14 protein-coding genes are annotated in these 18921 nt (G+C 67.7%); 10 read left to right on the top strand and 4 right to left on the bottom strand.

Going from position 1 to position 18921, the window contains the following annotated elements:
- Positions 1 to 22: 22 nt before the first annotated feature.
- On the top strand, positions 23 to 646 hold the full coding sequence (locus AC1DD3_RS02360; protein WP_230117606.1) for a 4'-phosphopantetheinyl transferase family protein: 624 nt from the start codon (positions 23 to 25) through the stop codon (positions 644 to 646).
- A gap of 24 nt (positions 647 to 670) precedes the next feature.
- Here AC1DD3_RS02360 and AC1DD3_RS02355 read toward each other — a convergent pair whose 3' ends face one another.
- From AC1DD3_RS02355 to pdxA, 4 genes are all read right to left on the bottom strand, one after another.
- A complete protein-coding gene (locus AC1DD3_RS02355; protein WP_230117607.1) occupies positions 671 to 2029 on the bottom strand; it encodes a M1 family metallopeptidase in 1359 nt (452 codons plus the stop codon).
- A gap of 56 nt (positions 2030 to 2085) precedes the next feature.
- The gene (locus tag AC1DD3_RS02350) at positions 2086 to 5940 is read right to left on the bottom strand and encodes a Pls/PosA family non-ribosomal peptide synthetase (RefSeq protein WP_476880988.1); all 3855 of its coding nucleotides are present in this window, start codon (positions 5938 to 5940) and stop codon (positions 2086 to 2088) included.
- A gap of 205 nt (positions 5941 to 6145) precedes the next feature.
- Positions 6146 to 7111, bottom strand: a complete 966-nt coding sequence (locus tag AC1DD3_RS02345; RefSeq protein ID WP_476880870.1) for a quinone oxidoreductase family protein — start codon at positions 7109 to 7111, stop codon at positions 6146 to 6148.
- 131 nt (positions 7112 to 7242) lie between these two features.
- On the bottom strand, positions 7243 to 9615 hold the full coding sequence (gene pdxA / locus AC1DD3_RS02340) for a 4-hydroxythreonine-4-phosphate dehydrogenase PdxA (RefSeq protein WP_476880869.1): 2373 nt from the start codon (positions 9613 to 9615) through the stop codon (positions 7243 to 7245).
- Positions 9616 to 9837: 222 nt separating this feature from the next.
- Between pdxA and AC1DD3_RS02335 the strand changes: the two genes are divergently transcribed.
- The 9 genes from AC1DD3_RS02335 (at position 9838) to AC1DD3_RS02295 (ending at position 18909) form a co-directional block, all read left to right on the top strand.
- Positions 9838 to 11412, top strand: a complete 1575-nt coding sequence (locus tag AC1DD3_RS02335; RefSeq protein WP_476880868.1) for an ABC transporter substrate-binding protein — start codon at positions 9838 to 9840, stop codon at positions 11410 to 11412.
- A 3-nt stretch (positions 11413 to 11415) separates the two neighbouring features.
- A complete protein-coding gene (locus AC1DD3_RS02330) occupies positions 11416 to 12351 on the top strand; it encodes an ABC transporter permease (RefSeq protein ID WP_476880867.1) in 936 nt (311 codons plus the stop codon).
- A complete protein-coding gene (locus AC1DD3_RS02325; RefSeq protein ID WP_230117613.1) occupies positions 12348 to 13283 on the top strand; it encodes an ABC transporter permease in 936 nt (311 codons plus the stop codon). Before AC1DD3_RS02330 ends, AC1DD3_RS02325 begins: the two co-directional genes overlap by 4 nt.
- Before the next feature lies 1 nt (position 13284).
- Positions 13285 to 14202: an ABC transporter ATP-binding protein gene (locus AC1DD3_RS02320; RefSeq protein ID WP_230117614.1), complete on the top strand. Its 918-nt coding sequence runs from the start codon at positions 13285 to 13287 to the stop codon at positions 14200 to 14202.
- On the top strand, positions 14195 to 15025 hold the full coding sequence (locus tag AC1DD3_RS02315) for an ATP-binding cassette domain-containing protein (protein ID WP_476880866.1): 831 nt from the start codon (positions 14195 to 14197) through the stop codon (positions 15023 to 15025). The genes AC1DD3_RS02320 and AC1DD3_RS02315 overlap by 8 nt, the downstream gene beginning before the upstream one ends.
- 51 nt (positions 15026 to 15076) lie before the next feature.
- Positions 15077 to 16066: an aldo/keto reductase gene (locus AC1DD3_RS02310; protein WP_230117616.1), complete on the top strand. Its 990-nt coding sequence runs from the start codon at positions 15077 to 15079 to the stop codon at positions 16064 to 16066.
- Positions 16067 to 16153: 87 nt separating this feature from the next.
- Positions 16154 to 16930 (top strand): HpcH/HpaI aldolase family protein, encoded by a 777-nt coding sequence (locus AC1DD3_RS02305; RefSeq protein ID WP_230117617.1) that lies wholly within the window; start codon positions 16154 to 16156, stop codon positions 16928 to 16930.
- Positions 16931 to 16933: 3 nt separating this feature from the next.
- Positions 16934 to 18223 carry a sialidase family protein gene (locus AC1DD3_RS02300; RefSeq protein WP_476880865.1) on the top strand — a complete coding sequence of 430 codons (1290 nt, stop codon included), beginning with the start codon at positions 16934 to 16936 and terminating at the stop codon, positions 18221 to 18223.
- Entirely contained in the window at positions 18220 to 18909 is a 690-nt protein-coding gene (locus AC1DD3_RS02295) for an SDR family NAD(P)-dependent oxidoreductase (RefSeq protein ID WP_230117619.1), read from the top strand. Before AC1DD3_RS02300 ends, AC1DD3_RS02295 begins: the two co-directional genes overlap by 4 nt.
- Positions 18910 to 18921 lie beyond the last annotated feature (12 nt).

Here is an 18921-nt window from a genome sequence, read left to right as displayed (position 1 = left end):
GCGAAGGACCACGCCCTCCGGCGTGGTCTTTCGCGCTTCCCCGGACGGTCCCGCCGACGAATCGCTGCTTGACCCTCCCGAGCTGGAACGCGCAGCCGCCATGGAGCCCGGCCTGCGCCGGGCTTTTGTGTCCGGTCGGCTGGCGCAGCGGGAGTTGGCCGCCGATTTGCTGGGGACCCCCGCCCGGGACCTGACCTGCGACTACAGCTGTCCGAGGTGCGGCAGCGGCCCGGGCCTATCGCACGGCCGGCCGGGATATTCGCGGGCGGGCGTGGGGCTTCCGTTGCTCCTCAGCCTGTCCAGGGCGGCGGGCTGGACGCTCGTGGGTGCTGTCCTGGAGCCGCAGCCCGGAACCAGGCTGGGCATCGACATTGAGGATCCCCGCGGCACCGACTTTTCGGGTTTCGAAGCTGTAGCGCTGACGGAGTCGGAGCGCGCGGCCGTAACGGGGCTGCGGGACACTGAACTGCTTCAGGCCCGCGCCCGGCTCTGGGCGCGGAAAGAGGCGTGGCTCAAGATGACCGGCGAGGGGCTGACCGTGCAGCCAGGAACGGTAGAAGCACTGGGGCATCCGGAAATTTCCGATGTCGACGCCGCGGCGGCCGGCCTGCCGGCCTGGCTCGTGGCTGCAGTGGCACTGGGCTGACCGGGCACCGGACAGCCGGGCCCGTTAGGCGCCGGGCAACGCCGGAAGTGCCTCCTCGAACAGCCACGGGTGCAGCAGGGACTCCGAGTCCAGGCCCGTCACCCGGTCCGCAGCCAGAATGAACTCGGCTGTGGATACTGAGGCATGGACTCTGCTCCGGGTCCAGTCCTGCAGCAGCGCGAAGAATGCCAGATCACCGCACCGCCGGCGGAGTGCGTGCAGGGCCAGTGCGCCGCGCTTGTACACCCTGTCGTCGAACATCAGTTCGGGACCAGGGTCTCCTACGAGGATGTCCTGGATGCCGGAGTCGAGTTTTCGCCACGCTGCCGCGGCCCTCTCCTGCACGGGCATGATGCCGGCTTCCTCGGACCAGATCCATTCCGCGTAGCAGGCGAAGCCCTCATGCAGCCAGATATCGCTCCAGATGCTGAGGGTCAGGGAGTTGCCGAACCACTGGTGCGCAAGTTCGTGCGCGATGAGCCGCTGCGACTCCCAATCCGCGGCCAGGTGGTTGCGGCCAAGGATCGAAAGCGACTGGGCCTCAAGGGGAATCTCGAGGTCGTCGTCGGTCACCACCACGGTGTACTCCCGGAAGGGATACGGTCCAAAGCAGCCGATGAACGCGCGCATCATGTCCGGCTGGCGGGTCAGTGCGGCCCTCGCGGAACCGGCAAACGAGGCGGGCACGGCGATGTGCTGCGCCACTCCGCCTTCGTCGGGCAGCGTCAACAGTTCATACCGGCCGATCTGCACAGTGGCCAGGTAGGTCGCCATCGGCTCCGCCTGTTCATAGACCCAGGTCTGCCTGCTCGACCGGCTGGTATGTCCCACCAACAGGCCGTTGCACACGGCACGGTAACCGGCGTCGGTGGTGACGGAGATACGGTAGCTTGCCTTATTCCGCGGATGGTCGTTGCACGGAAACCAGGACGGTGCCCCGTTGGGCTGGCCCGCAACGAGCACTCCGTCCGTGAGCTCCTCCCACCCCACTTCTCCCCAGAGGCCCTTGCGCGGCTCCGGATTACCGGTATAGCGGATGTCCAGGGTGAATTCCGCTCCAGGGTCCAGGGGCTGCTCGCAGTGAACCACCAACTGCTCCGCCCGCTGGGTGAATCTCCTGACACGGGACCCGTCCAACTGGATCTTCAAGGCACGGAGGCCGGTCATGTCCAGCACCACTGCGGAGATGCGGCGTGCGGCAACCGCCCGCACCACCGCCCGGCCGTTGAGCCTGTTGCTGGCCAGTTTGTAGTCCAGCTCCAGTTCATAGCGCAGGACCCGATAAGCATCGGTTCCGTGCCCGGGAACGTAGGGATCGGCGGTGCCGGCCGGACCCGGCACAGGCAGCACAGCAGCGGGGCCGGGGGAATCTGGAGAACTCATCAGGCGTGTGCCTCAATCAGGTTTGTCGGGCGGATCGGTTGGTCTTCTGCGGGCAGTTACTTCAGGCGGGGAGCCGGAACTCCCGGGCCCGTCCAGGGGCTGACCGGGTTGCCCATCCAGTAAGTTGCGGCCGGGACCGTCTCGCCGCGCATTACCAGGGATGCCGGGCCCACGGTCCCACCCTTGCCGATCCGCGCCTGCGGCAGGATGACGCCGTGCGGTCCCATGGTGGCCCCGTCTTCGAGCGTAACAGTGTCGATGCTCATGATGCGGTCGTGGAAGAGGTGCGTCTGGACCACACAGCCGCGGTTAACTGTTGAGCTGTCACCCAGGGTGACGAGGTCAGCTTCAGGCAGCCAATAGCTCTCGCACCAGGCGCCGCGGCCGATTTTTGCGCCCAGGCCGCGGAGCCACCACACCAGTGCAGGTGTTCCCGTGGCTGCCCGGGCGAACCACGGCGCGGTGACCATCTCGATGAAGGTGTCCACCACCTCGTTGCGCCAAATGAACGAGCTCCATAAGAGATGTTCGCCCGGTTTGATTCTTCCGACCAGGAGCCATTTGGCAGCCACGGCGCTGCCTGCGGCTATCCCACCGGCAGCCAAAAGCACCAGCCCGCCGAGCGCGGCGGCCGCCGCGTAGCCCCAGAGGGCCGCGAGCCAATCGAACGTCACCATGACCCCCATGGCCAGGGCGACGGTCAGCATCACGGGCACGAAGCGGCACGACTCCCACAGCGTCCGGGCCACCTTCAGCCTTGCGGGCGGCTGGAACGTCCGGGTGCTGTCCGACGCCACCGCTGTCCGCCGAAGCCTGACCGGAGGGCTGCCGAGCCAGGACGTACCGGACTTCGCCTTGTTGGGCGTTGCCGACAGGACTGCCACCAGGGAGTTCTTCGGCACGTTGCGCCCGGCCGCCGTCATTCCCGAGTTGCCAAGGAAGGAGCGTTTGCCGATTTTGGCAGGGGCGATCCGGATCCAGCCACCGCCCAGCTCATAGGAGGCCACCATGGTGTCGTCCGCAAGGAAGGCGCCCTCGCCCACGGTCGTCATTTTGGGCAGCAGGAGGACAGTGGAAGCCTCAACGTTCTTGCCGACCTTGGCGCCCAGCAGTCTCAGCCAGACAGGCGTGAAGAGGCTCGCATAGATCGGGAAGAGGAGGTCACGGGCCATGTCCAGGACCCGCTCCGTGGCCCAGACCTGCCAGCCGATGCGGCTGCGAACGCGGTAGTAGCCTTCCGCAAGGCCCGTGCCCAGCAGCCTCGTGGCTGCCAGGATCAGGAGCAGGTTCGTCAGGAACCAGGTGAGGGCAGCCAGCGGTAGCGCGGCCAGAAGCTGGGGCCAGGCACCGATCAGGGTGTCGCTTCCCCTGATGAACAGGAACACCACCAGCGCTGCGCATGCAGCTGAAGCGTACGGAATCATGGCCAGGACCGCCGAGGCCGCGGCGAAAGCGGCAAACCACAGCCTGCCGATCAGGGAGCTGGCAGGCTGGGCAGCGGGCCAGCCCTGTTTGGCCTTGCCGCGGCGCTCAGCGGGCGATCCCGCCACGACCTGGCCCGCTTTGACCTTCCCCAGAACGGCCGAGCCCGGTTCCACCTGGCCTCTGGCACCGATACTGGTCCCGGGCATGAGTGTGCTGCGGGCACCGACGGAAGCCTCTGCTCCCACGTGGACCCGGCCGATGTGCACGACGTCACCGTCGATCCACCACCCGGACAAGTCCACCTCGGGCTCGATGTTGCTGCCGTTGCCCAGTGAGAGGAAGCCGGTCACCGGGGGCAGGGAGTGCAGGTGGACGTTGACCCCTATCTTTGCCCCCAGCGCCCGTGCGTAATAGGGCACCCACGGAGCGCTGGCCAGGCTGATGGCGCTGGAGAGATCCTGGATCTGCTCGGCCAGCCAAAGCCGCAGGTGAACCCGTCCGGAGCGCGGATAGGTTCCGGGTGTCACGTTCCACAGCAGGAGGCGCGCAGCGGCAACCGCGATGGCCATCCGCCCCGCAGGACTGACAAAGACCAGCCACGACGCCGCAACCCACCACCAGGAAAGGACCGGGGCAGCCGAGAAGCCGGCGAAGGCCGACAGCAGGTTGTTCGCGGCCATCAGGTATGTCAGCCAGCGCATGCCCACGAGAATGTGCAGCGGGATGCCCATGAGGGTCTGGAACACCTGTGACTTGAGGGCGGTGGGCCGCACCGGCCGCTCCGGGGCGGGCCCGGCGGCCATGCCGTCCGGCAGCGACTGGCGTGCGGTGTCAATCAGGGCGCCGACGCGCGGGGTGGCATAGATGTCCGCCACAGTGATGGTGGGGTAGCGGACACGGAGCGCCGAGACGAGCTGGGCTGCGGCCAACGATCCGCCGCCGTGGGCGAAGAAGTCCGCGTCAAGACTCGCCACCCTGCTTCCCAGGACTGCCGCCCATTGCTCCACAATCCACTGTGCGTCGTGCGGGAGGTTCAGCGGGGCGGCAGCGTCGTCCGCGCCGCCGGCCCCCGGCAAGGGCCACGGAAGCGCATGCCGGTCCACCTTCCCGCTGGTTTTGGTCGGCAGGCTGCCGACGACGGTCAGCAGCGGGATCAACGGCGCGGGGAGAACCGCAAGCAGCAGCTTTCGGGCCGCCGCGAGGTCAAGGACAGCATCACCGGAGGGGGCGAGATATCCCACCAGGACCTGGTTGCCGGCCGCCGTCGTGCGTACCGCGGCAGCGGCGCCCGCCACGTCCGGAAGCGACTGGAGCGCAGCGTCGATCTCGCCGAGCTCGATCCTGCGGCCGCCGAGCTTGACCTGTTCATCGGCCCGTCCGATAAAGATCAGGCCCGCACGTTCGTAGCGGACCAGGTCGCCTGAGCGGTAGGCGCGGTCCCACCCCAGTGCCGGCATGGGTGCATATTTTTCCGCGTCCTTCAGAGGATCGAGGTAGCGGGCCAGGCCCACGCCCCCGATGATGAGTTCACCGATTTCCCCTTCGGCGACGGGAACGTCGTCGGAAGCGACCACGGCGAGGTCCCAGCCGTCGAGAGGCAACCCGATCCTGACCGGACCGGTGCCGCCAAGGGGAGCAGCGCAGGCCACCACCGTCGCTTCGGTCGGCCCGTAGGTGTTCCACACCTCGCGGCCTTCCACGGCCAGGCGTTCAGCCAGTTCAGGCGGGCAAGCCTCCCCGCCGAAGATCAGCAGCCGCACATTCTCGAGTGCCTCCGCAGGCCACAATGCCGCGAGCGTGGGGACGGTGGAGACAACAGTGATGCCGTGGCTGATCAGCCACGGCCCGAGGTCCATGCCCGTGCGGACAAGTGCCCGGGGAGCCGGCACCAGGCAGGCTCCGTGGCGCCAGGCCAGCCACATCTCTTCGCACGAGGCGTCGAAGGCCACGGACAGCCCCGCGAGGACACGGTCCTGCGGCCCCACGGGCTCATCGCGCAGGAAAATCCTCGACTCGGCGTCGACGAAGGCCGCCGACGACCGGTGGCGGACGGCCACGCCCTTCGGCGTCCCCGTGGAACCTGACGTGAAGATGACCCAGGCGTCGTCGTCGGGAGTTGCCGTCCGGGGCTGGGGAAAAGGCCGGGGACGCTTCTGGTCGGTGACAATATCGCCGTTGGCCCGCACGATCCCGGCCACCCGGGCCTCGCCAAAGACCAGTTTGGCGCGCTCGTCCGGATCGTCGGCGTCGACCGGAACGTAGGCCGCCCCGATGAGCATGACCGCAAGGATGGAAATGTAGAGCTCGTTGGTGCCGGACGGGATTCGGACGCCGATCCTGTCACCTGCGCCCAGGCCGGCCGAATGAAGCCGGCGGGCGGTTGCCCGGACGGATGCCATCAGCTGCGCGTAACTGAGTGACTGCCGGCCGTCATCCAGGGCTGACGCGTCCGGAAACGTTGCCGCGGTGTCCTGCAGGATGTCCATCAGGGTCCGCTCCGGCGGCGCAGCGTGGGCACCGGGAAGCTGGGCTGCATGCACCGTGGCAGGCGCAGCACCGCCCGCAGGGATGCCTAGGGTGCGGGTGGTCTGCGGAGGCTGCTCATTCACAGGTGGATTCTCTCCCGGCAAAGTGAACGGAAGGTGTCGCGGTTTACCGGGCGTTCACTTGCCAGTGGATCCGGGTGGCCGTTTAGGGAACAAGAAGTACTTTGCCCGTGGTGCGCCGGCCTTCGAGGTCCTCATGGGCCCGCCGGGCCTCGGCCAGGGGATAAGTGGCGCCGATCCGCACGCTGAGGCTGCCATCGGCCACGGCGCCAAAAATTTCGGTGGAGCGCCAGAGGCGTTCCTGCGGGTTGCCCAGGAAGTGGGCGAGCGAGGGCCGCGTGAGCGTCAGCGAACCACCCGCGTTGAGCCGCTGCGGATCCACCGGCGGGACCGCCCCTGAGGCTGCGCCGAACAAAACGAGCGAGCCGCGCGTGCGCAGGCTGGACAGTGAGCCGTCGAACGTGTCTTTCCCCACGCCGTCGTACACCACGTTCACCCCGTCGCCGTTGGTCAGCTCACGGACAGTGGCCGCGAACCCGTCATAGCGGAGCACCTCGTCGGCGCCGGCTTCCCGAGCCAGAGCTTCCTTCTCATCGGTGGAGACCGTGGTGATGACGCGGGCGCCGCGGGCCTTCAGGAGCTGGATCAGGAGCAGGCCGACGCCGCCGGCGCCCGCGTGCACCAGCACGCTGTGGCCCGGTTCAACCCGGAACGACGAGTTGATCAGGTAGTGGGCGGTCATGCCCTGCAGGGGGAGTGCCGCAGCCGTGAGGTCGTCCACGCCGTCGGGCACCGGCAGGGCCTTGGCCGCGTCAAGCACCGTGTATCCCGCATAGCACTTCGAGCCCTCGGCCGTGGCTACCCGGCTGCCCACCGCGAAGTCCTCGACTCCCTCGCCGACTTCCTCGACCGTGCCGGCAGCCTCCGAGCCCGGAGTGAAGGGAAAGGGCACCTTGTACATGCCGCCGCGCTGGTAGGTGTCAATGAAGTTGACGCCGGCAGCCGCCACCTTAATAAGCAGCTGGCCCGGACCGGGAACGGGGCGGTCGATCTCCGCGAAGTCCAGGACCTCGGGTCCGCCCGGCTGCTGGGCGACGATGGCGTGCGTCATGGAAGCTCTCCTTCCCGGGCCGGGACTTCCGGCGGCCGGATCCTCAGTCCATCCTAGGGACGTCAGGCGCCGCAGGCGAAGTCGGGCTTCATCCGGGGGTCCGGGCCGCGCCAACCTGGCGCTGGGGGCGGTCAGCGTTGCTGTGCCGGACTCGGCGACATTTCGGCGGCCTGGCGCAGTGCCTCGATCATGCTGCCCACCTCAACGATGCCCTTGCCGGCGATGTCGAAGGCGGTCCCGTGGTCCACCGAGGTGCGGATGACGGGCAGCCCGACCGTGATGTTGACGCCGGCCTCGATGCCGAGGACCTTGACCGGACCGTGGCCCTGATCGTGGTACATCGCGACGATGAGGTCGTAGTCGCCGCGGCCGGCGAGGAAGAAGGCGGTGTCGGCCGGCAGGGGGCCGCGGGCGTCGATGCCGTCGGCCTGGAGCTTTTCGATGGCGGGGGTGATCTTCTCCGCTTCTTCGCCGTAGCCGAACAGCCCGTTCTCGCCGGCGTGCGGGTTGATGGCGCAGACGCCGATCTTCGGGTTGGCGATGCCAGCGCGCTGCATGGCACCGTGGCCCCGGCGCACCGTCCGTTCCACCAGCCCGGGCTCAATCCTGTTGATGGCGTCGAGGAGACCGATGTGGGTGGTGACGTGGATGACCTTCACCTTCGGGGTCGAAAGCATCATCGACACTTCCTCGATGCCCATGAAGTGCGCCAACAGTTCCGTGTGCCCGGGGTAGATGTGCCCGGCCTTGTGCAGGGCGGCCTTGTTCAGCGGCGCGGTGCAGATGCCCTGCACCTGGCCGCTCATGCCCAGCTCGCAGGCGATCCTGATGTAGTGGTATGCGGCGTTGCCCGCCTCGGCGGACTCCTGGCCCCAAGGCAGGTCCCTGGACAGTAGCTTGGGGTCGATCACGTTGATGCGGCCGGCCTCAAAGACGGCTTCGCCCACGCTCGCGATCTCCACAATGTCGGCCTTGACGCCAAGCGCCTTGGCACCGAGCTGCAAACGGTAGGTGTCTCCGATGACCACCGGCCGGCAGTCGCGGTAGGCGTTCTCAGCAATGAGCGCGCCCACTGTCACTTCGGGGCCGACGCCGGCGCCGTCCCCCATGGTCACGGCGATGAACGGCCGGCGGTCCTGCTCAGTAATGTTCGCTACTGCGGATGTCATGTCTGCTCCAGATTGGTGGGAGGGCTTGTGGGGGTGTTCTCCGGCCGGACGTGCGTGAAGGGATACGGCCCGGAGGTCTTTCATGGACTGGTACAGCTCGACGAGCGCGTGGCCGTCCCCGAAGCTGCCCGGTTTGGTGCCGACGAGTCTCCCGTCATCGGACAGGCTGACCACGGCCCCGTGCTGCGCGGACGCCAGCGGCGTCAACTGGCGGATGCCAAGGTCATCGAGCACCTCGCGGGCGGTTTCGCCGCCGGTGAGGATGAGGTCGGCGGTGCCGGCGGCATCTGCCGCCAGGCGACCGAGGCTGCGGACGATCGCGCCGGATTCCTGCGGATTCACGACGTCGGCGCTGACAGTCAGAGCGGTCGGCGTGTCGGCAACCAGGAGCTGCTTGGCCGAAAGGAGCCGCTGCGCCCAGGCTTCAGGATCCCGGAGTTCGGCGGGAGCTATCCGCAGTGCGCTGAACCCGGCGCTTTCCAGCTGCAGCAGCTGCGCAGCCGCCGCCGCGGAGGCGGAGCCGACGGCGGCAAGCACTCTTGGGGTGGAACGCGCCATTGCCTGATCTTGTCGCCGGGAAAGCTGGCTCTGCGTGTTTCGCGCAGATTTGTTGCCCAGTTTCGCACCCAGTTTCGTGGCCAGGAGGGCGGCGATGCCGCCTGTTCCGGCCAGCACGATCCGGCGGCCGGCGGCGGTGAACTCCAGGTCCAGCAGGGCGTCCGTGACGGCTTCCAGATCCGCCTCGGTCTCGCCGTCGGCAATCACCGTGGCCGGGCCCCCGGCTTGCAGGGCTTCAGCTATGAAGGCCGCCAGGCCGCCGGACCTCACAATGTCGAGGCCGGCCAGGGTGAGGGAGGAGCCCTCAGGCCGGTTCAGTACCTGTTCTACTGACGATGGCGGCGCGGCGTCCTCCGCCTTCCAGAGAGTCGTGAGGTCGAGGCGGATGCCGTCGGCAAACGGCTGGCCGCCCACCACGGTCCGCCGCAGCTGGGGGAGTGCACCCGCCACCACGACGTGGTAGCCCAGGCCCGTCAGTGCGGCCAGTTCCGGGCCCACGTTGCCGCGCCACAGCGAATCCATCTTCTTGAACAGGGCCTGTGCACCGGCTGCCGTGGCACCGTCAAAGACTCCGGAAACGGCCGCTTCGGCTGCTTCCGGAGAAAGGGCCCGGGTATGCGTGTCAACCACGAGGACGTCCGGAGCGTCATTGTCGGCAACGCCTGAGTCCGCGGTGCCGGCCAGGAGGAGGCGCGTTCGAAGACCCTGGGTGGCAAAGCACTGTCCCACCTCGGCCGCGCCGGAAAAGTCATCCGCCTGAATAAGGACTGCGGTCACGTCGTCCTCCTTTCTTCTGTAGATCCGCTCTTGTAAAGATCCACCGACTGCGAACCGGCCGGGATGGGTCCCAGGCCGAGTCGTCGGTAGCACCATCATGGCACGATTGCGCGGAATGCGCCATAGTGCTTGCGCATTTCGCGCATGAATGGCAGAGTGATCCATGTAACACGGCGCAGGCCAACCGGCCGCCAGCCGTCCCGTTCAACCGAGAGGTCAACGATGACCGTTCTTCCTCAAGGAAGTGAGATCTCACGGCGCCGCCTCCTGCAGTTCGGCGCAGCCGCCGGATTTCTCCTGGGCACAGGCTCCATCGCCGGGTGTGCCGGCCCCACGGGCCTGCCGGGTCCCAGCACCCTGACCCTGGCGCTCAACAGGTCCCTTGTCAGCCTGGACAACAAACTGAACCAGTTCGATGCGGCCGTCACCGTCCAGCGGGCTGTCCGGCAGGGACTCACGGCCATCGGGCCGGAAACCAAGCCGGTCCTCGTTCTCGCGGAAAGCTTCAAGATGACCAAGCCCACGCAGTGGACCGTCAAGCTCCGCGAGGGAGTCCGCTACTCCGACGGCACGCCGGTGGTCATCGAGGACATCGCCACGGCCCTGAAGATGTACCAGCAGGTGCAGGGATCCTTCGTCGCCGGGTTCTTCCCGGAGTTTCCCACCGTGGTGCCCGTTGACGAGCGGACCTTCCTGATGGAGTCCAAGAACCCCATCCCCATCCTGGATTCGCTCATGAGCATGATCCTGATCAGCCCGGCTGCGAAGAACAAGCCCGAAGAGCTCCAGGAGGGCGTTGGTTCCGGCCCCTACATGGTCACCAAGTTCAACCGCGGCGCCGGCACCTACAGCCTCAAGCGCAATGAGAACTACTGGGGCCCGGCGCCCAAGGTGGACAACGTCGAGGTCCGGTTCCTCCCTGAGGAATCCAGCCGCGTGATCGCCCTGCGCAGCGGCGAGGTGGACGTCATCGACTCCATCACGCCGGACTCGCGCGAACAGCTGGCCGGGCTTCCCGGCGTCGTCCTTGCCGAAGCGTCGAGCCTTCGGCTGAACCAGATCTTCTACAACTTCCGCAAGCCCGCCAGCCACCCGCTGGCCGACGTCCGGGTCCGCGAGGCCCTCAGCTGGGCCGTCGACGGCGAGGCTCTGGTCAAGGACGTGCTGGTCGATTCGGTCAGCGCGGCCGAAGGCGTGGTGCCGTCGAGCCTCACCGGCTACTCGAAGACCGGCTCCTACACCTACGATCCGGAGAAGGCCAAGGCAACGCTGAAGAGCCTGGGCGCCACCGACCTGAACCTGAAGATCATCTGGGAAACCGGCGAGTTCGCGTCCGATACCTCCGTGATGGAGGCCCTTGTGGAAATGTTCGGCGCCGTGGGCGTGAAAACCCAGCTCCAGCAGTTCGAGCCCGGCGGCAACATCCTGGCCTGGCGCCAGGGCAAGCAGGGCGACTGGGACCTGCTGGGCAACGGCTTCAGCAGCCCCACCGGCCTGGCCATCACCATGATGCAGGGCATGTACGCCGGCACTGCCGAGAAGGAAAAGACCCGCGACACCTACCAGGGCTACGTGGTCCCGGAGGTGCAGGCCAAGATCCAGGCGGCGTCGTCCGAAGTGGATCCGGTGCGCCGGCAGCAGCTGCTCGCCACGGCGCAGAAGGCCATCTGGGATACGTGGCCGTGCGCCTGGGCGTTCGTGCCCAAGTCCGTGCTGGCACACCAGAAGCGCGTGGACGGCCTTTCACTGGCGCCCACCAACTCCTACCCACTTGTTGACGTCCGGCTGGAGGCCTGAGTCATGACGAACTACATCCTCAAACGGCTGGGCCAAGGCCTGCTGACCGTGTTCCTCACCGTTTCCACCGTCTTCATCCTTATCCGTCTGGCCCCCGGCGACCCTGCGGTCTCCTACGCCGGACCGCTGGCCACCACCGAGCAGCTGGCCAGGGTCCGCGAGCAGTTCGGACTGGACCGCCCCGTGCTGGAGCAGTACTGGATCTTCCTGCAGCAGCTGTTCACCGGCAACCTCGGCACCTCGTACTCCTTCCAGGCCCCGGCCCTCCAGGTGGTGGCCGAGCGGATGCCCTACACGCTGACGCTCGCCACGGCGTCGATCCTCCTCACCGCCGTGGTGGCCATCCCGCTGGGCGTGTGGATGTCCCGGCGGCCAGACACCAAAAGCGAGTTCGGCGTGAACGTCCTGACCATCGCAGGGCAGTCCATGCCCGACTTCTGGACCGGCATCATGCTCCTCACCGGATTCGCCGTCCTCATTCCGATCTTCCCGGCCTCCGGGTTCGCCACCTGGGGTGGGCTGGTCCTGCCCACCGTCACCATCGCCATCCTGCAGATCGCCCTGATCTCCCGGATGGTACGGCGGGAAATGACCACCAACTTCGCGGCCCCCTACCTCACCGTGGCCCGGTCCCGGGGAATCCGGAACTCGATCCTCACCTGGCGCTACGCCATGGGCAACTCAGCTATTCCGGTCTTCACCGCACTTGGTACCCGCTTCGCCGCCATGCTCAACGGCGTGGTGGTGGTGGAAGTGGTGTTCGCCTGGCCAGGCGTCGGTTCCTTGATCGTCCGTGCCCTCGAAACCCGCGACTACCCCCTGATCCAGGCAACAGTCCTCCTCACGGCCCTGCTGGCCGTAGGCGTCCAGCTGGTCATCGACCTCGCCTACCCGCTTCTTGATCCCCGCGTTCGTCTTGGAAAGGCGGCAGCAGCATGAGCCTCGACACCGCAGCACCGACCGCCGGCCTGCCTGACGGCACCCCGGAGCGCAAACCGTCCCCCAGCGCCGTCACCAAGGCGCTGATCGCGAAGGCCGGCGCCACCCGCCGTCGTAATTCCGCCAAATGGAAGATGCGGATCGGCGCCCTCTGCACGCTCCTGGTCATCATCCCCATCCTGCTGGCCCAGGTCCTGCCCCTGCCGGACGCCAACCACCAGGACCTCTCGGCCCGCCGGCTCCCGCCCCTGATGGACGGGCACCTGTTCGGCACCGACCAACTGGGGCGCGACCTGCTCTCCCGCGTCCTGCACGGCGGCCAGGTGTCACTGACCATCGGCGTCCTGGCCGTGGTGGTGTCCGGCGCGATCGGCATCATCCTTGGCGCGGCCGCCGGCTACTTCGGCGGCTGGGTGGACACCGTGGTGTCCCGCGTCCTCGAAGCCCAGATGTCCCTTCCGCTGCTGATGATGCTGCTGCTCGTGGTGGCCCTCTTCGGGCCGTCAATTCCTGTCATCACTGGCGTCATCGCCATCGCCCAATGGCCCGAAGTGGCCCGCCTAACCCGGTCCATGGTCCTCGTGGAACGCGAAAAACCGTACGTTTCGGCAGCCCGGATCCTGGGCCTGCACAGGATCCAGATCCTGATCCAGCACATCATCCCCAACGTCATCAAGCAGGCAACCCTTGTGGTGCTCCTGCTCCTGGCCCAGGCCGTGCTGCTCGAGAGCGCGCTCAGCTTCCTCGGCGCCGGCCCGCAGCGGCCGTTCGCCACCTGGGGCCGCATCATCTCCGACGGCCAGGACTACATCACCACCTCGTGGTGGATGGTCACTCTGCCAGGCCTTGTGATCGTGCTCATGGTGGTGGGCGTGAACCTGCTGGGTGACGGCCTCCGCGACCGTCCCCGCCGCAAGAAGAAGGGTGCCTGACATGAACGCACACACAGACGCAGGCCACACTGACTCCGGCCACAAGGAGCAGGCCCTGCTGGAGGTCCGTGACTTCCAGGTGGAGCTGATCACCGACGCCGGCATCATCCGTGCCGTGGACTCCGTGAGCTTCAGCATCCACCGGGGCGAGACCGTCACCATCATCGGTGAGTCCGGCTCCGGGAAATCGACGACGGCGATGGGCATCCTGCGGCTGCTGCCGGAGGACCTCGCTGTGCTGTCCGGATCGGTCAAGATCGACGGAGTGGACGTGATCGCCGAGCCCAAGGCCATCGAGAAGGTCCGCGGCAAGACGCTCGCGCTGATTCCCCAGGACCCCATGACCGCCCTGAGCCCGGTGCACTCGATCGGCAGCCAGCTCTCCGAAGCCATCAGGATCGCCGGTGCCGCCTCCACGGACAAGGGTGCCGTCCAGGCCCGGGCCATCCGCCTTCTGGAACAGGTCCACATCCCGACGCCGGAAAAGCAGCTCAAGAAGTACCCCCACCAACTCTCCGGCGGCATGCTCCAGCGCGTGCTGATCGCCATCGCCCTGGCCAGCGAACCGCAGCTCCTCGTGGCCGACGAGCCCACCTCCGCCTTGGACGTTACCGTGCAGGGCGGCATCCTGGACCTCCTGCTGGAGCTCCAGGAACAGCGCGGCATCGGCATCCTGATGATCACGCACGACCTCGGCGTGGCCCGGCTCATCTCGGACCGGATCCATGTGATGAAGGACGGTTCCTTCGTGGAATCCGGAGACGTCCAGCAGATCGTGGATCATCCCGCCACGGAGTACACCCGCGACCTGCTGGCCGCCGTGCCGGTCCTGGGTCCCTGGGACGAAACCCCAGGGCTTCCTGCCACCACCACAACGCCCGACGCCGCCCTGACCAACACTGGAGCCCGCCATGAGTAAGCCGTTCCTCTCCGTCGAAAACCTCGTGGTGGACTACCACGTGCCGGGCGGAACCTTTCGGGCGGTGGACGACGTCTCCTTCTCGGTGGAGAAGGGCAAGACGATCGCCGTCGTCGGTGAATCAGGCTGCGGCAAGTCGACCATCGCGAAGGCACTGATGCGGCTGGTGACGCCGGCCAGCGGCCGGATCGAGCTGGACGGAACGGACCTGGCCGCGCTCAGCGAGGCGAAGCTGCGCCCGCTCCGCTCCAAATTCCAGATGGTGTTCCAGGATCCCTACGGCTCCCTGGACCCGCACCTCACCGCGCAGGAAATCGTGGCCGAGCCGCTGAAGCTGCAGGGCGTCCGGTCCAAGGCCGAGCGGAACAAGGCCGCGGCGAAGCTCATCGACCAGGTGGGCCTGCCAGCAAATTCCCTGGACAAGCACCCCTCGGAATTCTCGGGCGGCCAGCGGCAGCGGATCGGCATCGCCCGCGCGCTGGCGTCCAAGCCCGAACTGCTGGTCTGTGACGAGGCTACCAGCGCGCTCGACGTCTCCGTCCAGGCCCAGGTACTCCGGCTGCTGAAGTCCATCCAGGACGAAACCGGCATCACCTACGTCTTCATCTCGCACAACCTTGGCGTGGTGCAGGAGATCAGCGATAGCGTCATGGTGATGCAGCGCGGCAAGCTCGTGGAAGCGGGAACCACCGCCTCGGTGCTCACCTCGCCGAAGGAGGACTACACCCGCCGGCTCCGCCGCGCGGCACTGGACCCGTCCACCATGCGCGGGCTCAAGCCGCGCCACCTTGTCTCGTCGCTGGCGCTGAAAACCAGCGCCTGAACTGAACTGAACCCGACCAAAACCGATACCGCAACCATGAGGAAGCAACACATGAGCAAGCAGCCAGCAGGCACCCCGGTGGACGGCCTGAAGCTACCCATCTCCCGGCTCGTCCTGGGCACCATGACCTTTGGTGATACGGCCGACGAGGCCACCGCAGGCCGCATGGTGGACGAGGCCCTCGACGCCGGCATCACCACGATTGACACCGCCAACGCCTATGTGGGCGGGGCCACCGAGGAAATGCTGGCCCGGCTCCTCAAGGACCGCCGGGAGAACATCATCCTCGCCTCCAAGGCGGGCATGCCCCACCCGGACCATGGCCAGCACTCGCCGCTGTCACCCGAGGGGCTGCGCAACAGCGTCGAGGGCAGCCTCCGGCGCCTGGGCGCGGACAGCATTGACCTGTTCTACCTGCACCAGCCGGACCGTGCCACGCCGTTGCACGACACCCTGCGCACCGTGGCCGAGCTCGCCGCCGAAGGCAAGATCGGCGCCCTGGGCGTCTCCAACTTCGCGGCCTGGCAGATCGCCGACGTCATCCATGTGGCCCGAGAGGTCGGCGCACCGCGGCCGGTGGTGGCGCAGCAGCTCTACAACCTCGTGGCCCGCCGTGTGGAGGAGGAATACCTCGAATTCGCCGCCACGCACGACGTCCACACCATGGTCTACAACCCCCTGGGCGGCGGCCTGCTCACCGGAAAGCACAGCTTCGAGTCCAAGCCCTCCGAGGGCCGTTTCGGCGACTCCAAGCTCGCTGCCATGTACACGCAGCGCTACTGGGACAAGCAGCTGTTCGAAGCTGTCAACGCGCTGGCAGGCATTGCGGAGAACGCCGGAGTCACTCTGGCGGAACTCTCGCTGCGCTGGCTCGCGTACCGGGACGGAGTGGGCTCCATGCTGCTCGGTGGATCCAAGGTGGAACAGCTCCGCGCCAATATCGCGGCCGTGGCCAAGGGCCCGCTGCCAGCCGACGTGTCCGAAGCCTGCGACGCCGTGGGCGCCGGGCTCCGCGGCCCCATGCCCGCCTACAACCGCTGACCGGGCCTGTATACAAATCCGGCCCTTATATATCCGGCCCGTAAACATCCGGCACCGCTCCACACACATGACTGAAGGTAGAAAAAGATGACATCGGAACTGGCCCTCGAATTCGCCCGTAAGATCCGCGCCCGTGAACAGGCGGTCGGCTACTGGGCCGTGCTGGATGCACCCGTGGCCACGGAGCGCATCGGCCGTCTGGGCTACGACTATGTGGCACTCGACGCGCAGCACGGCCTGCTCGGCTACTCGGGCGTGCTCAGCGGCCTCATGGCCATCGACGCCGGGCACACCGCCGTCGGCATGGTGCGCGTTGAGGACAACAACCTGACCGCGATCGGAAAGGCCCTGGACGCCGGCGCCGTCGGCGTGATCGTGCCGCTGGTGAACACGGCGGCGGACGCCGCCGCGGCAGTTGCTGCGGCCAAGTACCCGCCGATGGGCGGCCGCTCGTACGGGCCCATGCGCTCCGCCCTGCGGATCGGGCCGGTTCCGGCCGACGCCAACGCCGCCACCCTGGTATTCGCGATGATCGAGACGCCGGACGGCCTGAAAAACGTCAAGGAAATCTGCGCGACGCCCGGGCTCGACGGCATCTACGTGGGCCCGTCTGACCTGGCCATCGCCGTCGGCGGCGCGTACCCCGGCGACCCCGCGATCGACGCCGAGTTCAACGCCGCGCTGGAGACGATCGCCGAAGCGGCGGCCTCGGCTGGCGTGGCCGCCGGCATCCACACCGCCTCGGGCGACATCGCCGCCCAACGGCTCCGCCAGGGCTACACGTTCACCACGGTGGCCTCGGACCTGACCCACCTGGAACTGGCCGCCAAAGCCCACCTGGCCGCCGCAACCGCGAAGGACTGATCCATGTCCACGAGCCCCACGACGCCCACCCCCACGACGCACGGCACCGAGTACAGCTCCATCACCCCCGACGGCAGCGTCAGGCACGCCGACGGCGCGGACTTCGCTTACCTGCCCGCGCCCACCGTGCAAAGCCACGCCGCGAACCTCCTGACCCTGCCGGACGGGCGCCTGGGCTGTGTCTGGTTCGGCGGAACCCAGGAGGGCGTGCCGGACATCTCCATCTGGTTCTCCACGCTCGAACCGGGGAGCACGCAATGGTCCCCGGCGGAGCAGCTCTCCGACGACGGCACCCGGTCCGAGCAGAACCCCATCCTGTTCACCGCACCGGACGGCTCGCTGTGGCTGCTCTACACCGCGCAGAAGGCGGGCAACCAGGACACCGCCGAGGTCCGCCGTCGGACTTCCACGGACAGCGGCCGGACGTGGGGTCCGGTGGAGACGCTGTTCCCGGCCAACGAAACCGGCGGCGTGTTCGTCCGGCAGCTGCCGGTGGTCCTGCCGTCGGGCCGGCTGATCATCCCGATCTTCCGCTGCATCACCACCCCGGGTGAAAAGTGGGTGGGCAATAGTGACGACAGCGCCGTCATGATTTCCGACGACGCCGGCGCCAGCTGGAGCGAGCACGTCCTGCCGGGGAGCCTGGGCTGCGTCCACATGAACATCCAGCCGGTGGCCGACGGTTCGCTGCTGGCGCTGTTCCGCAGCCGCTGGGCGGACTCGATCTACGAGTCCCGCTCCACCGATGACGGCACCACCTGGAGTGAACCGGTCCCCACCGAGATGCCCAACAACAACTCCTCCATCCAGTTCACGGCACTGGCTGACGGCCGGCTGGCGCTGGTCTACAACCACGCCAGGGCGGAGGAGAACACCGAACGGCGGCTCTCGCTCTACGACGAGATCGACGACGACGGGCTGGCCGACGAACAGGGGCAACTCGCTGACGCACAGGTGGGACCGGCTGTGCAGGCCCGCGGTTCGGGTCCCGCCGATGCCGGGGAGCGGACGGCCTTCTGGGGCACGCCGCGCTCGCCGATGACGCTGGCGATATCGGAGGACTCCGGCCGCAGCTGGCCCGTCCGGCGGAACCTGGATGTGGGCGACGGCTACTGCCTGTCCAACAACTCCCGGGACGGCCTGAACCGTGAGTACTCCTACCCGTCCATCCATCAGGGCCCGGACGGCGCGCTGAACATCGCCTACACGTACTTCCGCCAGGCCATCAAATACGTGCGAGTGGACCCGCAGTGGGCCTACGAAGGGACCGCGACGCCCGGCGGGGACTCGTGAGCAGTCCGCAGGCTGAGCGGCACGCCGTCGTCACCGGCTGCAGTTCGGGCATCGGCAAGGCCATCGCCGAGCGACTGCTGGCCGACGGCTGGACGGTCACCGGGTTGAGCCGCAGCGAGACTTCGCTGGGACCAGGGTTCCGGTGGCTGCGGGCAGACCTCTCGGACCCGGCGTCGCTGGCTGAAACCGTCGCCGGAGTCAGCCCTGTCGACGCCCTGGTGCATGCGGCCGGGTTCCAGCGGACCGCCGTCCTGGGCGACCTGGATCCGGAGGCGCTCGCCGGTATGTTCACGGTGCACGTGGCCGCCGCCAGCGCTCTGGCCAACATCGTCGTGCCGCGGATGCCGGCCGGCGGCCGCGTCCTGCTGATTGGCAGCAGAACGTCTACGGGTTCGCCCGGCAAAAGCCAGTACGCAGCCACGAAGGCGGCGCTGCTTGGCATGGGCCGCACCTGGGCGCAGGAACTGGCCCCGCGAGGCATCACCGTCAATGTCCTTTCTCCCGGCCCGACGGACACACCCATGCTCGACGATCCCGGCAGGTCGGCCACGCCGCCGAAACTCCCGGCCCTGGGCCGGCTGGTGGATCCGGAAGACGTTGCGGCACTGGCCGGTTTCCTGCTCGGGCCGCACGGCAAGTCCATTACCGGGCAGAACTATGTGATCTGCGGCGGCGCGTCTCTGTAGCAGGCCGGGCAG

The organism is Arthrobacter sp. 05T444 (assembly GCF_056395905.1).
This window is presented reverse-complemented; position numbering and strand designations above follow the sequence as displayed.

Coding starts and splice junctions, on each gene's coding strand:
- AC1DD3_RS02335 (WP_476880868.1), top strand. CDS start 9,838: ATGACCGTTCTTCCTCAAGGAAGTGAGATCTCACGGCGCCGCCTCCTG.
- AC1DD3_RS02355 (WP_230117607.1), bottom strand. CDS start 2,029: ATGAGTTCTCCAGATTCCCCCGGCCCCGCTGCTGTGCTGCCTGTGCCG.
- AC1DD3_RS02345 (WP_476880870.1), bottom strand. CDS start 7,111: ATGACGCACGCCATCGTCGCCCAGCAGCCGGGCGGACCCGAGGTCCTG.
- AC1DD3_RS02315 (WP_476880866.1), top strand. CDS start 14,195: ATGAGTAAGCCGTTCCTCTCCGTCGAAAACCTCGTGGTGGACTACCAC.
- AC1DD3_RS02330 (WP_476880867.1), top strand. CDS start 11,416: ATGACGAACTACATCCTCAAACGGCTGGGCCAAGGCCTGCTGACCGTG.
- AC1DD3_RS02320 (WP_230117614.1), top strand. CDS start 13,285: ATGAACGCACACACAGACGCAGGCCACACTGACTCCGGCCACAAGGAG.
- AC1DD3_RS02305 (WP_230117617.1), top strand. CDS start 16,154: ATGACATCGGAACTGGCCCTCGAATTCGCCCGTAAGATCCGCGCCCGT.
- AC1DD3_RS02310 (WP_230117616.1), top strand. CDS start 15,077: ATGAGCAAGCAGCCAGCAGGCACCCCGGTGGACGGCCTGAAGCTACCC.
- AC1DD3_RS02300 (WP_476880865.1), top strand. CDS start 16,934: ATGTCCACGAGCCCCACGACGCCCACCCCCACGACGCACGGCACCGAG.
- AC1DD3_RS02350 (WP_476880988.1), bottom strand. CDS start 5,940: ATGGACATCCTGCAGGACACCGCGGCAACGTTTCCGGACGCGTCAGCC.
- AC1DD3_RS02325 (WP_230117613.1), top strand. CDS start 12,348: ATGAGCCTCGACACCGCAGCACCGACCGCCGGCCTGCCTGACGGCACC.